General features: G+C 68.4%; 13 protein-coding genes, 1 tRNA gene and 1 pseudogene. 12 read left to right on the top strand and 3 right to left on the bottom strand.

Going from position 1 to position 14,705, the window contains the following annotated elements; translation table 11 throughout:
• Positions 1 to 147: 147 nt before the first annotated feature.
• From BSY19_RS22820 to BSY19_RS22805, 4 genes are read left to right on the top strand one after another with little or no spacing between them, the layout of a single operon-like run.
• Positions 148 to 1,200, top strand: coding sequence for an ABC transporter substrate-binding protein (locus BSY19_RS22820; protein WP_069056158.1), 1,053 nt, complete (start codon positions 148 to 150; stop codon positions 1,198 to 1,200).
• 32 nt (positions 1,201 to 1,232) lie between these two features.
• On the top strand, positions 1,233 to 2,345 hold the full coding sequence (locus BSY19_RS22815) for an ABC transporter ATP-binding protein (protein WP_236840430.1): 1,113 nt from the start codon (positions 1,233 to 1,235) through the stop codon (positions 2,343 to 2,345).
• Positions 2,345 to 3,256 carry an ABC transporter permease gene (locus tag BSY19_RS22810; protein WP_069056156.1) on the top strand — a complete coding sequence of 304 codons (912 nt, stop codon included), beginning with the start codon at positions 2,345 to 2,347 and terminating at the stop codon, positions 3,254 to 3,256. The genes BSY19_RS22815 and BSY19_RS22810 overlap by 1 nt, the downstream gene beginning before the upstream one ends.
• 2 nt (positions 3,257 to 3,258) lie before the next feature.
• Positions 3,259 to 4,074, top strand: coding sequence for an ABC transporter permease (locus BSY19_RS22805; RefSeq protein ID WP_069056155.1), 816 nt, complete (start codon positions 3,259 to 3,261; stop codon positions 4,072 to 4,074).
• Positions 4,075 to 4,350: 276 nt separating this feature from the next.
• Here BSY19_RS22805 and BSY19_RS22800 read toward each other — a convergent pair.
• The 3 genes from BSY19_RS22800 to mnmA form a co-directional block, all read right to left on the bottom strand.
• Positions 4,351 to 4,427: transfer RNA gene (locus tag BSY19_RS22800), tRNA-Met, on the bottom strand.
• An 85-nt stretch (positions 4,428 to 4,512) separates the two neighbouring features.
• Positions 4,513 to 5,160: a class I SAM-dependent methyltransferase gene (locus tag BSY19_RS22795; protein ID WP_069056154.1), complete on the bottom strand. Its 648-nt coding sequence runs from the start codon at positions 5,158 to 5,160 to the stop codon at positions 4,513 to 4,515.
• A 48-nt stretch (positions 5,161 to 5,208) separates the two neighbouring features.
• A complete protein-coding gene (gene mnmA / locus BSY19_RS22790; RefSeq protein WP_069056153.1) occupies positions 5,209 to 6,393 on the bottom strand; it encodes a tRNA 2-thiouridine(34) synthase MnmA in 1,185 nt (394 codons plus the stop codon).
• 239 nt (positions 6,394 to 6,632) lie between these two features.
• Here mnmA and BSY19_RS22785 point away from each other — a divergent pair, with 239 nt between their 5' ends.
• The 8 genes and pseudogenes from BSY19_RS22785 (at position 6,633) to flbD (ending at position 14,703) form a co-directional block, all read left to right on the top strand.
• Positions 6,633 to 8,264: a flagellar hook-length control protein FliK gene (locus BSY19_RS22785; protein WP_083247784.1), complete on the top strand. Its 1,632-nt coding sequence runs from the start codon at positions 6,633 to 6,635 to the stop codon at positions 8,262 to 8,264.
• A 16-nt stretch (positions 8,265 to 8,280) separates the two neighbouring features.
• Positions 8,281 to 8,958 (top strand): flagellar hook assembly protein FlgD, encoded by a 678-nt coding sequence (locus BSY19_RS22780; protein ID WP_069056151.1) that lies wholly within the window; start codon positions 8,281 to 8,283, stop codon positions 8,956 to 8,958.
• A gap of 106 nt (positions 8,959 to 9,064) precedes the next feature.
• Positions 9,065 to 9,340, top strand: coding sequence for a CtrA inhibitor SciP (gene sciP, locus BSY19_RS22775; RefSeq protein WP_038359348.1), 276 nt, complete (start codon positions 9,065 to 9,067; stop codon positions 9,338 to 9,340).
• Positions 9,341 to 9,561: 221 nt separating this feature from the next.
• Positions 9,562 to 11,237: pseudogene (gene fliF / locus BSY19_RS22770) on the top strand (flagellar basal-body MS-ring/collar protein FliF).
• A gap of 110 nt (positions 11,238 to 11,347) precedes the next feature.
• Entirely contained in the window at positions 11,348 to 12,337 is a 990-nt protein-coding gene (fliG, locus tag BSY19_RS22765) for a flagellar motor switch protein FliG (RefSeq protein WP_069057324.1), read from the top strand.
• Positions 12,334 to 12,933 (top strand): FliH/SctL family protein, encoded by a 600-nt coding sequence (locus BSY19_RS22760; protein WP_442856669.1) that lies wholly within the window; start codon positions 12,334 to 12,336, stop codon positions 12,931 to 12,933. Before fliG ends, BSY19_RS22760 begins: the two co-directional genes overlap by 4 nt.
• Before the next feature lie 10 nt (positions 12,934 to 12,943).
• Entirely contained in the window at positions 12,944 to 13,294 is a 351-nt protein-coding gene (gene fliN / locus BSY19_RS22755) for a flagellar motor switch protein FliN (protein WP_069056149.1), read from the top strand.
• A gap of 44 nt (positions 13,295 to 13,338) precedes the next feature.
• Positions 13,339 to 14,703 carry a sigma-54-dependent transcriptional regulator FlbD gene (gene flbD / locus BSY19_RS22750; RefSeq protein ID WP_069056148.1) on the top strand — a complete coding sequence of 455 codons (1,365 nt, stop codon included), beginning with the start codon at positions 13,339 to 13,341 and terminating at the stop codon, positions 14,701 to 14,703.
• Positions 14,704 to 14,705: the final 2 nt, after the last annotated feature.

Here is a 14,705-nt window from a genome sequence, read left to right as displayed (position 1 = left end):
CCGGATTGGCCTTCCCGAATTCTCAGAATGGACCTTATGGGCAGACCAATTCCAACAAACTCTCCAGCGTGACAGAGGTGGGACGGGGCGCCGCGGCGACCTTCCGACTGCCGATGCAACTGTGTCGTTCAGATCAGGAGACATGACATGCCCCAGCCGATCCTGCCGTCGCGATCGACCCTCGTCCTTCTCCTCAGCCTGGCCGGCGCGATGCCCGCCTTCGCCCAGGAGCTCACCGTCGTTTCCTTCGGCGGTTCCTACCAGGAGGCGCAGAGCAAGGCGCTGTTCGTCCCCGCCGCCAAGAAGCTCGGCATCAAGCTCAAGGAAGAGACCTATAGCGGCATCGCCGATCTGCGCCTCAAGGTGAAGGCAGGCGCCGTGACCTGGGACATCGTCGCCAGCGGCTCGGGCAGCGCGGCGCGCGCCGGCTCCGAGGGAATCCTCGAGAAACTGGACTACACGATCATCGACACCTCGAACTTCATTCCCGGCACGGCGCAGGAGCATTGCGTCGGTGGCGACGTGTTCTCGACGGTGCTGGCCTGGAACACCAAGACCTATGGCCAGAACGGGCCGCAGAGCTGGGCCGATTTCTGGGACGTGAAGAAGTTTCCCGGCAAGCGCTCCTACCGCAAGGGCGTCGCCGGTTCGCTCGAGCCGGCCCTGATGGCCGACGGCGTGCCGCCGGAGAAGGTCTACGAGGTGCTGTCGCAGCCCGGCGGCATCGACCGCGCGATCAAGAAGATCCGCGAGCTGAAGCCGCATGTCGCGGTGTGGTGGGCGTCCGGCGCCCAGCACGCCCAGCTCATGAAGGACGGCGAGGTCGACATGATCACCGGCTGGAACGGCCGCTTCGACGTCGCCGCCAAGGACGGGGCGAAGGTCGCCTACACCTTCAACCAGGCCCTGCTCGACTATGACTGCTATGGCATCGCCAAGGGCGCGCCGAACAAGGATCTGGCGATGAAGTTCCTCGCCGAGATCAGCAAGCCGGAATACCAGGCCGAGTTCACCAAATACATCACCTATGGCCCGACCAACAAGAAGGCCTACGAGCTCGGCCTGATCGAGGCGGCCTATGCCAAGACCCTGCCGTCGCATCCCGACAATGCCGCCAAGCAACTGCCGATCGACCTCGCCTGGTACACGAAGTTCGAGGCGCAGGCTTCGGCCGCCTACCAGAACATGCTGACCGAATGAGGCAGGCGGCCGATCACGGGGAGCCGATGGCGATGTCCGCCGCGGTTTCTCCCGCTCCCGCGATGGGCAATGCGCTGCCCATCGCCGTCCGGCGCCTGAGCAAGGCCTATGGCGCCGTGACCGTGCTCGACGAGGTCGATCTCGACATCCGGCCCGGCGAGTTCCTGACCCTTTTGGGGCCGTCGGGTTCGGGCAAGACGACCCTGCTGATGGCGATCGCCGGCTTCCTGCGCCCCGACAAGGGCAGCATCCGCTTCGGCGAGCGCGAGGTCGTCCGGCTAGCGCCGCACAAGCGCGAGATCGGCATGGTCTTCCAGAACTATGCGCTGTTCCCGCATATGAGCGTGGCCCGCAATATCGGGTTTCCGCTGCGGCTGCGGCGCGTGCCGGCGGCCGAGATCGCCCGGCGCGTCGAGGCCGCGCTGGAGATGTTCCAGCTCGGCGGCTATGGCGAGCGCAGCGTCACCCAGCTTTCGGGCGGCCAGCGCCAGCGCGTCGCGCTGGCCCGCGCCATCGTCTTCGAGCCGCGCATCATCCTGATGGACGAGCCGCTGTCGGCGCTCGACAAGCAGTTGCGCGAGCGCATGCAGATCGAGCTGAGGCAGCTCCATGACCGGCTCGGCACCACCACCGTCTATGTCACGCATGACCAGCGCGAAGCGCTGACCATGTCGGACCGCATCGCCGTGCTCGACCGCGGCAAGATCGCCCGGATCGATGCGCCGCGCGCCATTTACGACCACCCCGGAAGCCGCTTCGTGGCGGAGTTCATCGGCGAATCCTCGTTCCTCGATGTCGATGTCGCGGACGGGATCTGCCGGGTGGCGGGCACCGTCATCCGGGCGCCGCAGGTTCCGGTGGCGCAGGGACGCTGTGTGATGCTGCTGCGCCCGGAGCGGCTGCGCATTCTGGACGGCAGCGAGAGCGAGGCGATGAACCGCTTCGAGGGGCATGTGCAGAGTGCGATCTATCAGGGCGACACGCTGCTCCTGCAGATCGTCCTGAACGATGGCAGCCCGGTGACCCTGCGCATGCCCACGCGCGGCGACGACGCGCCTCCGCCGGCCGGCGGCTCGCCCATCACGGTCGGCATCGCAGTCGGCGACACGGTCCTGCTCACAGATGAAGCGAGAGCAGAGGCGTGATGGCGCCCTCGCTCGACCTCGCCCGGGACCAGGGAGGCGACTTCCACGCCGCCGCGCTGCGCCGCGACCATTGGCGCGAAAGGCTGGGGCTGGCCGCGCTGGCGGCGCCGGCGCTGCTGCTCGTCGGCATCATGGTGCTGCTGCCGGTGGGCTGGCTGTTCTGGCTGTCCTTCCAGGACGATGCGGGCGCACTGAGCCTCGAGCACTACCGGCGCATGCTGGCCGAGCCCTCCTATGGCCGGACCTTCCGCACCACCTTCGAGATCAGCCTCGCGACCACGGTCATCTGCGTCCTGCTCGGCTATCCGCTCGCCTATTTCCTGTCGCAGCTGCCGCGACGCGCGGCCAATCTGTGCATGATCGCGGTCCTGCTGCCGTTCTGGACTTCGCTTCTGGTGCGGACCTATGCTTGGCTGGTGCTGCTGCAGCGCAGAGGCCTGATCAACACATGGGGCATCGAGCTCGGCCTCTGGAATGAGCCGCTGCAGCTCGTCCACAATGTCGGCGGCACGCTGATCGGCATGGTGCACATCATGCTGCCCTTCCTCGTCCTGCCGCTCTACAGCACGATGCGGGCCATCGACCGCGACCTGCTGCGCGCCGCTTCCAGCCTCGGCTCGACGCCGGCCCATGGCTTCTGGACCGTGTTCTTTCCGCTGTCGCTGCCGGGGCTCGCCGCCGGCTCGGCGCTCGTCTTCGTGCTGTCGCTGGGCTTCTACGTGACGCCGGCCATGCTCGGCGGCGGCAAGGTGACGATGGTCTCCAACCGGATCGCCAACGACATCGAGCTGTTCTTCAACTGGGGCGCGGCCAGCGCGCTCGGCGTCGTGCTGCTGGTGATCACGCTCGTCGTCCTCATGCTGGCGGCGCGGCTCTCGCGCGGCGCCGGCCTGTTCGGCGGAGGGCATTGAGCATGGGCTGGCTCGACCGTGCCGCCAGCGACACGCAGATCACGCATCGCTCGCGGCTCTGGCTCTACGCCGTCGGCGTTCTGGTCCTGGCGTTCCTCGCCCTGCCGACGCTGATCGTGATCCCGATGTCGTTTTCCCACTCGCAGTATCTCGAGTTCCCGCCCCGGCAATGGTCGCTGCGCTGGTACGAGGCCTATTTCTCCTCGGGAAGCTGGATGGCGGCGACCGCGACCTCGCTCAAGGCGGGAATCTGCACGGCTCTGCTGGCGACGCCGGTCGGCACGCTCGCCGCCTATGGCCTGCACGTCTCGCGGCTGCGTTTCGCCGGCGTCGCGATCCTGGCGCTGCTGACGCCGACCATCGTCCCGGTGATCCTGGTCGGAATCGCGCTCTTCTATGCCTTCGTGCAGTTGAAGATGGTCAACTCCTTCCTCGGCATTGTGCTGGCGCACACGATCCTGGCCGTACCGATCGTGATGATGATCGTCGGATCGGCCTTGAAGAGTTTCGACCTCGATCAGGAGCGCGTCGCGCGCAGCCTCGGCGCCACGCGGACGCAGGCCTTCGTTCAGGTGACGATGCCGCAGATCCGCTTCGCCATCGTCACCTCGGCGCTGCTCTCCTTCCTGACCTCCTTCGACGAGGTGGTCGTCTCGCTGTTCGTCTCGGGCGGAGACAACTCGACGCTGACACGCGCCATGTTCATGGCCCTTCGCGACCAGATCGACCCGACCATCGCTGCGATCTCGACGATCATGATCGTGATCACCTCGCTGCTGCTGGCGGCGTCTCAATGGTCCGGCAAGAGCGATCCCTAGGACGATCGGGGATTGGACCGAAATCACAAGATTCTCGGGGGAGCACCGTTACTGGCCGCCCATTTTTGGAGGCGGAACATCGGTTCGTGCCGTCAACGAACGCTTCACTAGCGAACCGTCGGCTATTGCGAGCCCGGTTGCTGGTGCAAACGTCGGCTCGGGATCTTTGCGTCAGCGACGCTTTCGGATGGCCGTTTTTCGACGTCTCGTGTCCTGCGGCAACCCGGCAAGGCACCTCAGAAGCGATCTAACGCTTTGATTCAACCGAGATAATGTTGGTAGCGGGAGAGGGACTTGAACCCCCGACACGCGGATTATGATTCCGCTGCTCTAACCAGCTGAGCTACCCCGCCCCAATGACCGGCCCGCCCAAAGGCAGCCGTCCGTCGGAGGCCGCGATATAGGGGGGCGAGCCGGGGCTCGTCAAGCCTCGCTGCGTCAGACTTTACCGACGGCGGAAGCGAGCTTGCGCAGCCGCACCACCTTGAAATAGCCCGAGCCGACATGGGTGGTCTCGTAGCGCCCGGTGCGGGCGGCCCAGCCGGTCAGGCGGCTGACCTTGAAGTCCGAGCTCCAGCCGACGGCGCGGGCCAGCGGCGCGAGCGCCGACCAGATCGCCGCGAAGGGCCCGCCATCGTCGACGAGGCGGCTGGAGATCACGATCTCGCCGCCGGGCTTCAGCACGCGGTCCATCTCGGTCAGCGCCTGCTCGGGGTCGGGCACCAGGGTGATGACGAATTGCGCGGTGACGGCGTCGAAGGCCTCGTCGGCGAAGCCGAGCCGGCAGGCGTCCATCACCATCAGCCCGCGGACATGCGAAAGGCCCTGGCCGGCGACCTTGCGGTTGGCCACTTTCAGCATGTCGAGCGACAGATCGGCGCCGACGACGCGCGATCCGGCGGTGAAGTAGGGCAGGGTCAGGCCCGTGCCGACGCCGATCTCGAGGATGTCGGGCCCGCAGGCACAGGCGGCGGCCACCGCCTCGCGCTGCGGCCCGGCCAGCAGGTTCTGGTAGATCCGGTCATAGATGCGCGCCCAGACGGCATAGACGCGCTTCTGGCTTTCGAGATGGTCTGGCACCGGCATGGAGCGGCTCGCGAACGGGATGGACGAAGAGGAGCCGGGCAGCCGGCGTCAGGAGAGGGCGAGGTCGGCGGTGGGCCGCGTCTGCGGCATCCGCAATTCGGGGCGGATGATGGTACCGCCGCCGAGCACGCGGGCGCCGGGGCCGGCATCGGCATAGATCACGCAGGCCTGGCCGGGCGAGACGCCCTCCTCGTCGGTGGCGAGCTCGACCTTCAGCCCGGTTTCGTCGCGCAGGAGACGCGCCTCGCGCGGGGGGCGCGTCGAGCGCACCCGCACGGCGACCTCGAGGCCTTCCGGCGGCAGGGCATCGAGCGGCATTTCGCCGAGCCAGTTGAGATCGCGCAGCCGGACCTCGCGGACGTTGAGCGCCTCGCGCGGGCCGACGATGACGCGGGCCTCGTCGGCGTCGAGCCGCAGGACATAAAGCGGCTCCGGCGTGCTCAGGCCGAGGCCCTTGCGCTGGCCGACGGTGAAGCGCAGCACGCCCTCGTGGCGGCCGAGCACCCGGCCGTCGAGATGGACGATTTCGCCCGGCCGTGCCGCGCCCGGCTTCAGCCGCTCGATCACGTCGGCATAACGGCCATTGGGGACGAAGCAGATGTCCTGGCTGTCGGGCTTGTCGGCGATGCCGAGGCCGAGTTCGGCGGCGAGCGCGCGGGTCTGCGCCTTGTCGATGCTGCCGAGCGGGAAGCGCAGCAGGTCGAGCTGCTCCTGCGTCGTGGCATAGAGGAAATAGCTCTGGTCGCGGCTGACGTCGGCCGCGCGGAACAGGCCGCGGTGGCCATTGGCCAGCTCGCGGCCGACGACGTAATGGCCGGTCGCCAGCGCGTCGGCCCCGAGCTCGCGGGCGAGCCCGAGCAGATCCTGGAACTTCACCGTGCGGTTGCACTCGACGCAGGGGATCGGCGTCTCGCCGGCGAGATAGCTCTCGGCGAAGCGCTCGATCACGGCGTCGCGGAAGCGGTTCTCGTAATCGAGCACGTAATGGGGAATGCCGATCTGCTCGGCGACGCGGCGCGCGTCATGGATGTCCTGCCCGGCGCAGCAGGCCCCGGCGCGGTGGACGGCGGCGCCATGGTCATAGAGCTGCAGCGTCACGCCGACGACGTCATAGCCCTCGCGCTTGAGCAGCGCCGCCACGACCGATGAATCGACGCCGCCCGACATCGCCGCCACGACGCGCGTGGCCGCGGGCGGCTTGGCGATGTCGAGGGAGTTGCGGGGCGCGGTCATGGAAAGCGGGGCAGTCCTGCGGCGGGGGAGGCGAGACGCGGGCTCTATACCGGTTTTGGCGCGGCGCGGCCAGCCGCGATGGGCAAAAGCTGCCGCCCGGAGGCCCCGAAGCGGCCGATCTTGCCGCGGCCGATCGGGCTTCCTGCTTCTAACGCTCTGAATTCATTGATTCTGGTCCTGGCCCAGGCATTGCTGAGAGAGCCGCAGGGGCGTTCTGCGCCCGTGTTGCGGACGAGACGATGTCGATACAGCCCCTGTCGAGTTCCCCCTCTCCCGCTGACGGCGCGGCCGCACGCCGGCGCATGGCCGATCGCGACGCCGACGCTTCGCGCGAGAGCTTTGCCCTGCCGGCGGACGAGCCGGCACCGGACACGCGGACGGCGAACCGCGAAGCCCGCAGGGATACGGTCGCTGCGGCGGATTCGGTCGCGCGCGACGCTCAGGAGACACAGCGCGCCACCGATGGTCAAAACGCGCGGACCCAGGCCCAGGCCGAGAACCGCGCCAAGGCCGCGGCTTCCGACGAGACCGCCGCGGCCGAGCCGGACGCGAAGACGCCGCCCGCCAAGCCTTCGCTCGCCGAGCCCGGCAAGCCCGTCGCCGCAACCCCGGAGGCCCAGCCGTCGGTCGGGCCGACGGGTCCGAAGCTCGACATCGCGGCGCTCGTCAGCATCGCAGCCGCCGCCGAGGGCGAGAGCCAGGCGAAGCCGACCCCGCTGGTCGATCCCTCGCTGGTCGCCGGCGAGATGTTGCCGATGCCGACGGTCAAGACGAAAGCCGCAGGCGCCACGGAGGGCGGCGAGGAAGCGAAGGCCGGCGAGAGCGCCACGGCCACGGCGGCCGACGCCGCCGTGCCGACGCCCGTGCCGGTATCGCCGCAGCTTGTTCCCGCGCCCGTCACGCCCGAGATCCCCGCCGCGACGGCAGCCGGCACGGCGGCCGTCGGCGACGAACAGAAGCAGACGAAACAGGCCGATGCGGCCGCGCTTGCCGCCGAGTCGGCTGCTCTTACCGCAGCGGGCACCGCAGCCAGCGGCATCGCCGCCCAGGCCGGTGCCGAGACCGCGGAGCCCGGCAAGGCTGCCGATGGGGGCGAGCGCATGCCGACGCGGCCGGGCACCCCGGCGCAACCCCATCTGTCGCTGCTGGCGGCCGAAACCGGCGCTGCCCCGAAGGCCGAGGCCCTGCCGCAGGCTCCGCGCGAAGGCCTCGACAAGCTGGCCAAGGCCGAAGGCGGTCCGGCGCTCCAGCCCGTCGCCGGGACCGAGACCAAGCCGGCCGAGCGCTTCGAGACCCTGCTGAACGCCATCGATGCGTCGGTGCAGCCCCAGCAGGGTGCGGCCCGGCCCGATCCGCTGCGCCTGATGACCACGCCGGATCCGATCGTAGCCCCGCCCGGCCAGGCGCATGGTCAGACGGCGGCCGAGGGGCCGCCGACCCCGCTGCATGTCCTGCCGATCGAGATCGGACTCAAGGCCCTGGCCGGAGCGCGCCAGTTCGACATCCGGCTGGATCCGGGCGAGCTCGGCCGCGTCGATGTCACGCTCTCGATCTCCGACACCGGCGAGGTGAGCGCGAAGATGGTCGTGGACCGCGTCGAGACCCTGCATCTGCTGCAGCGCGATGCCCGCACGCTCGAGCGCGCCTTCGAGCAGGCGGGGCTGAAGCCCTCCGATGCCGGTGTCGACATCAGCCTGCGCGATCCCTCCGACCAGTCGGGCTTCCGTCAGCAGCGGCAGCAGGACGAGGCGCCGCAGCGCTCGCGCGGGCTGCTGAACACCGCCGATTCCGCCGAAGACCCCCCCCTCGTGACGTCATCTGCGCCCCAGCGCCGCTTCGTGCGGCTCGGCGGCGTGGACATGAGCGTCTGATCCAAGGAGGAGCGCCATGGCCGTCTCCAGCACCACCAGCTCGACCTCGAACACGACGAGCACCACAAGCAACTCCACCACCGTTTCCGGCGGGGCTGCGATCGCGCAGAACTTCGACCAGTTCCTGACCCTGCTGACGACGCAGCTCAAGAACCAGTCGCCGCTCGATCCGCTCGACACCAACCAGTTCACGCAGCAGCTCGTGCAGTTCGCCGGCGTCGAGCAGCAGCTCAAGACCAACGAGACGCTGAGCTCGCTGCTGAGCCTCAACTCGGCCGGCACCGCGACGAGCGCGGTCGGATTCATCGGCGCGACGATCACCTCCGACGGGGCGACGACGCGGCTGGAGAAGGGCAAGGCCGAGTGGCAGGTCAACGTGCCGCGCGGCGGCGTCGCGACGATCACGATCAAGGATTCGAAGGGCAGCGTCGTGCAGACGCAGACCAGGACGCTCGTCGCCGGAGACCAGAAATTCACCTGGGACGGCAAGACCTCGACCGCGCAGACGGCGGCGGACGGCGAATACACGGTCACGATCGACGCCAAGGACACGGCCGGTGCCACGATGACCGCCACGACCAAGATCAGCGGCGTGGTCGACGGCGTCGACTTCACCGGCTCGATTCCGACGCTGAAGATCGGCGCGATCAGCGTGCCGATCGACAAGGTCAAGAGCGTCGTCCGGACGCAGTGAGAGCGAATCACCGATGTCGAAAGCCAGCGCCTTCGCCTTAGGCAATTCTTAAAGCGGTGGCCCTATGCTCATCACAAGTAGCTCTGTTGAGTTGTGTGAGTGTACCATGACCGAGCCTTTGCGACCGCGGGTTAAATACGTGATCGGACCGGACGGAAGTCCGCTGACGATCGCGGACCTCCCGCCGATGAATACCCGCCGCTGGGTGATCCGGCGCAAGGCAGAGGTCGTTGCCGCTGTGCGCGGCGGCCTGCTCAGCCTCGAAGAAGCCTGCCAGCGCTACACGCTGACGGTGGATGAGTTCCTGAGCTGGCAGATGTCGATCGACCAGCACGGTCTGGCCGGCCTGCGAACCACACGCATCCAGCATTACCGGCAGTAGTCGCTGCCAACCCTGCGATATCCTCCAAGGCGTCGGTCCCCGGACCGGCGCCTTTTGCGTTCCGGCAGGCCGCCTCCAGCCGGTCCGATGCCGGTCGCGCCCACAATCTTTAACGGCCGCCCGGCAAAAATTAACCGGGCGCTAACCACGCACCGGGAAAAACTTGCCTAGTGACCCGCGATCAGGCGCGGGCAGGACGGCTTTGTGAAACGGATAGCGGCGTGAGCGGCATCGTCGAACAGTTCTCGCGTTTCGGGGCGCCCCGCCTGGCGGCCATGCTGGCGGTCACGCTCGCGCTGGTCGGGTTCTTCGCCTTCGTCATGCTGCGCATGTCCCAGCCGACCATGGGCGTGCTGTTTTCCGACCTGAACTCGTCGGACGTCAGCGCCATCCTCAAGGATCTCGACACGCGCGGCGTGAAGTACGAGCTGCGTGGCGACGGCCAGACCATCCTGGTGGACAAGACCGTCGTGCCGCGGCTGCGGCTCGATCTCGCCAGCAAGGGCATCCCGGCCGGCGGCGGCGTCGGCTACGAGATCTTCGACAAGGGCGATGCCTTTTCCTCGACCAGCTTCGTCCAGAACATCAATCACATGCGTGCGCTCGAGGGCGAGCTGTCGCGGACGATCCGCTCGATCAGCCGCGTCCAGGCGGCGCGCGTGCATCTCGTGATCCCGGAGAAGCGCCTGTTCGAGCGCGACCGCGAGCCGCCGCGCGCCTCGATCGCGCTCAAGCTGGCGGGAGAACTCGATGCGGCGCAGGTCCGCGCGATCCGCCATCTCGTCTCCTCGGCCGTCGACGGGCTGAGGCCCGAGCGGGTCTCGATCGTCGACGAGCGGGGTCGCCTGCTGGCCGACGGCGCCCAGTCGGAAAACGGCGCCGCAGGGCTCGGCATCGAGGAGCGCCAGGTCGGGATCGAGCGCCGGCTCAAGCTCCAGATCGAGGATATCGTCGCCAGCATCGTCGGCCATGGCCGCGCCCGCGTGCAGGTTTCCGCCGCACTCGACGTCAACCGCATCGAGAGCCGCTCCGAGACCTTTGATCCCGAGAGCCGCGTCGTCCGCTCCAGCCAGAACCGCACGGAGGCCTCGACCACCTCGGAGGGTGGCGGCGGCGTCACCGTCGGCAACGAACTGCCGGGAGCCCAGCCGGGCCAGGGCGGCAACGCGCCCCGGACAACTCCCAGAAGAACGAGGAGGTCGTCAATTACGAGATCTCACGGACGACCCGCACCGAGGTGCTGGAGGGCGGACGCGTCAAGCGCCTCTCGGTCGCCGTTCTGGTCGACGGCACCTATAGCCGCGGCGCCAATGGCGAGGTGAGCTACCAGCCGCGCAGCAACGAGGATCTCGAGCGGATCGGCCAGCTGGTGCGTACGGCGGCCGGCTTCGACGAGTCCCGCGGCGACAAGCTCGAGGTCGTCAACCTGCGCTTCGCCGAGGCACCGCCGACGGTGACCGAGCTCGTCGAGCAGAGCCTGATGCAGCAGCTGCTCTCCTTCACCAAGGAGGACGTGGTGCGCTTCGCCGAAATCGGCGTGATCGCCCTGCTGACGCTGATCGTGCTCATGGTCGTCGTCCGGCCGCTGCTCAAGCAGGTTCTGACGCCCGATCCGGGGGCCGCGACACGAGCGCTGCCGATGTTCATGCGCAACGGCGTGGCGATCGCCGCGCCCGATTCCACGGGCGATCCGGCGGGTACGCGGGCGCTGGCCACCGGTGGCGAAGGCGATCCGCTCCAGGTCGACATGCCGTCGGAGCGGATGCTCGCCGTCGCGCAGATCAAGGGGCAGCTCAAGGCTCAGTCGGTCGAGAAGATCGGCCAGATGGTCGCGCAGAACCCGGCGGACAGCGTCGCGGTGCTGCGGACCTGGATCCACGAAAGAGCCGCGGCATGACGGGTCACTGAGCCATGGCCGACGAACGTTCCCTCGCGACGCGCGCCGCTGGCGGCCGGGACACCGGCTCCATCGAGGGCGGTGGCATCGGCGTCACCAACATCGACGAGATGACCGGGCCGCAGCGGGCCGCGGTCATCCTGCTCGTGCTGGGGGAACAGCACGGCAAGAACATCTGGTCGGAGCTCGACGACGAGGAAATCCGCATCATCACCCGCGCCATGGCGGAGCTCGGCACGGTCGATGCCGACGATGTCGAGCGGCTGATGCTGGATTTCGTGGGCAAGCTGTCCAGCGCCGGCGCCGTCACCGGCTCCTTCGACCGTACGATCTCGCTGCTCGAGAAGATCCTGCCGACCGACCAGGTCGCCATGATCATGGAAGAAATCCGCGGCCCCGCCGGCCGCAACATGTGGCAGAAGCTCGGCAACATCGATGCCGTGGTGCTCGCCAACTTCCTGAAGAACGAGTACCCGCAAACGATCGCCGTGATTCTCTCCAAGATCCGCCCCGAGCACTCAGCCAATGTGCTGCGCAACCTGCCCAATGATCTCTCGATCGAGGTCGTCGGGCGGATGCTGCGGCTCGAATCGGTCCAGAAGGAAGCGCTCGACCATATCGAGAACACGCTGCGCACCGAATTCGTCGCCACGCTGACCGCGACGCGCCGCCGCGACCCGCACGAGATGATGGCGGAAATCTTCAACGGCTTCGACCGGCAGACCGAGATGCGCTTCCTCTCCGCCCTCGACGTCTCGAACCAGGATTCGGCCGCGCGCATCCGGGCGCTGATGTTCACCTTCGAGGATCTGGGCAAGCTCGATCCGGCCGGCCTGCAGACGCTGATGCGCCAGGTCGACAAGGATACGCTGACCCGGGCGCTCAAGGGCGCGAGCGAGTCCATGCGCGACTTCTTCTTCAGCGCGATGTCCCAGCGCGCGGTCAAGAACATGCAGGACGACATTCAGAGCCTCGGGCCGATCCGCCTCAAGGAGGTCGACGAGGCGCAGACGAAGCTGGTCACCCTGACCAAGGAGCTCGCCGACAAGGGCGAGATTGTCCTGTCCAAGGGCAATTCCGAGGACGAGCTGGTCTATTGACGATGAACACAGCCACGAGATTCACGTTCGGGACCGATTTCCGCGAGGGTGGACGGCGCGCCGCCGGCGAGGCCGAGGTCGCGGCCGCGCGGGCCGAGGGGCTCGCGCTCGGCCGCGAGGAGGGCCGCCGGGACGCGGAGAACCAGCTCAACGGGCTGCTCGCGCAGCTGGCCCGCTCGGCCGAGCGGCTCGTCGCACATGAGGCCGCGCATGCGGCCGAGGTCGAGGCGAGGGCCGCCTATGTCGCCATCGTCGCGGCGAAGGCGCTGGCGGGTGCGGCGCTCGACGAGCGCCCCCTCGCAGCGCTGGAGAACGGTCTGCGGGAGTGCCTCGCGCAGGCGCGGCAGGCGCCGCATCTGGTCATGCGGGTCAACGACGCCGCCGTCGAGGCGGCGGAGGGGCTGGTCAAGCGGCTGGCGCAGGAAATGGGTTTCGCGGGTCGCCTGGTGGTGCTGGGCGAGCCGGACATCGCGCCCGGGGACGGGCGCATCGAATGGGCCGATGGCGGTTTCGTCATCGAGGCGGAGCGGCTGAAGCTGCTGGTGGATCAGGCGGTCGCGACCGCCTTCCCCGGCTTCCGGCCACCCGCGCAGTGAGGATTGAGCGATGAGCGCCGACAATGACCTCAAGCTGCCGCCACTGAACCCGGCGGACCTGTCCTTCGATCACAACGACGCCTCGGTCGCGCGGTCGGGCCCGATCCCGGTCAAGACGGCCGAGGACCTCGAGCAGGTCTTCGACGTCCCGGTCAATGTCTCGGCCGTGCTGGGGTCGTCCAAGATCGCGATCGGCGACCTGCTCCAGATCGTGCCGGGCGCCGTCCTGGAGCTCGACCGGCGCGTCGGCGAGGCGATCGACATCTTCGTCAACGAGCGCCTCGTCGCCCGCGGCGAGGTCGTGGTCGTCGAGGATCGCCTCGGCGTGACCATGACCGAAATCATCAAGGCGGACCGGTGATGGCCGGTCCGCACGCCAAATCTTCACGCAGAAGGGCCTGAGCCATGCGCCTCATCATTGCCGGCGGTCTCAAGGGACAACTCATCGCGGCCGCCAAGATCGCGATCTCGCATGGCGCCAACGTCACCCATACGGAGGGGCTGGAGCAGACGCTCGCGGTGCTGCGCGCCAAGGGCGCCGATCTGCTGATGGTCGAGGTCACGCTGCCGGTGGCGCAGTTCGTCGCCGCGCTCGAGGCCGAGCGCATCCGGACCCCGATCGTCGCCTGCGGAACCTCGACCGATGCCCGGGCCGCCGTCGCGGCGATCCAGGCCGGGGCGCGCGAATATGTGCCGCTGCCGCCCGATCCTGAGCTGATCGCGGCCGTGCTGGAGGCTGTCGCCGCCGACCAGTCGAGCCTGATCTGGAAGGATCCGGCGATGGAGCGCGTGGTGCAGCTGGCGGCCCAGGTCGCGCGCTCGGACGCGCCGGTGCTGGTGACCGGGGAGAGCGGCACCGGCAAGGAGGTGATCGCGCGTCACCTGCACCAGAAGTCGCTGCGCAAGGACAGGCCCTTCGTGGCGGTCAATTGCGCGGCGATTCCCGACAACCTGCTGGAATCCGAGCTGTTCGGCCATGAGAAGGGCGCCTTCACCGGCGCGATCGCGCGCCGCATCGGCAAGTTCGAGGAGGCCAATGGCGGCACGCTGCTGCTCGACGAAATCTCCGAGATGGATGTCCGGCTTCAGGCCAAGCTGCTGCGCGCGTTGCAGGAGCGGATGATCGACCGCGTCGGCGGCACGACGCCGGTCAAGGTCGATCTGCGCATCATCGCCACCTCGAACCGCAATCTCGGCGATGCCGTCCGCGAGGGCTCGTTCCGCGAAGACCTGTTCTACCGCCTCAACGTCGTGCATCTGCGCCTGCCGGCGCTGCGCGAGCGGCCGGGCGACATCCTCGCCCTGGCCGATCACTTCGCCCGCAAATACGCCGACCTGAACGGCGTGCCGGTCCGCCCGATCGCCGCCGACGCGCGCAAGCTGCTGCTGTCGAACGGCTGGCGGGGCAATGTCCGCGAACTGGAGAATACGATCCACCGCGCGGTGCTGCTCGCGCGGGGCGCCGAGATCGGCGCCGAAGCCGTGCTGACTCCGGAGGGCGAGACGCTCGGCCCGGCGGCGGGGCGCGACAGCGCGGCCCGCGCCGCGCAGACGGCGGAGGCCGTCACCCGCTCGCTCGTTGGCCATACGGTCGCCGATGTCGAGCGCGAGTTGATCCTCGACACGCTCGACCATTGTCTCGGCAACCGGACGCATGCGGCCAAGATCCTGGGGATCTCGATCCGCACGCTGCGCAATAAGCTCAGCGAATACACATCCGCTGGCATCACGGTCGCCGAGCCGGGTCAGGCGCGCGTCAACGCGCTCTGATC

The organism is Bosea sp. RAC05, from assembly GCF_001713455.1.
GTDB lineage: Bacteria > Pseudomonadota > Alphaproteobacteria > Rhizobiales > Beijerinckiaceae > Allobosea.
Note: the sequence above shows the minus strand (reverse complement) of the source record. Positions and strands in the feature narration are given on the sequence as shown.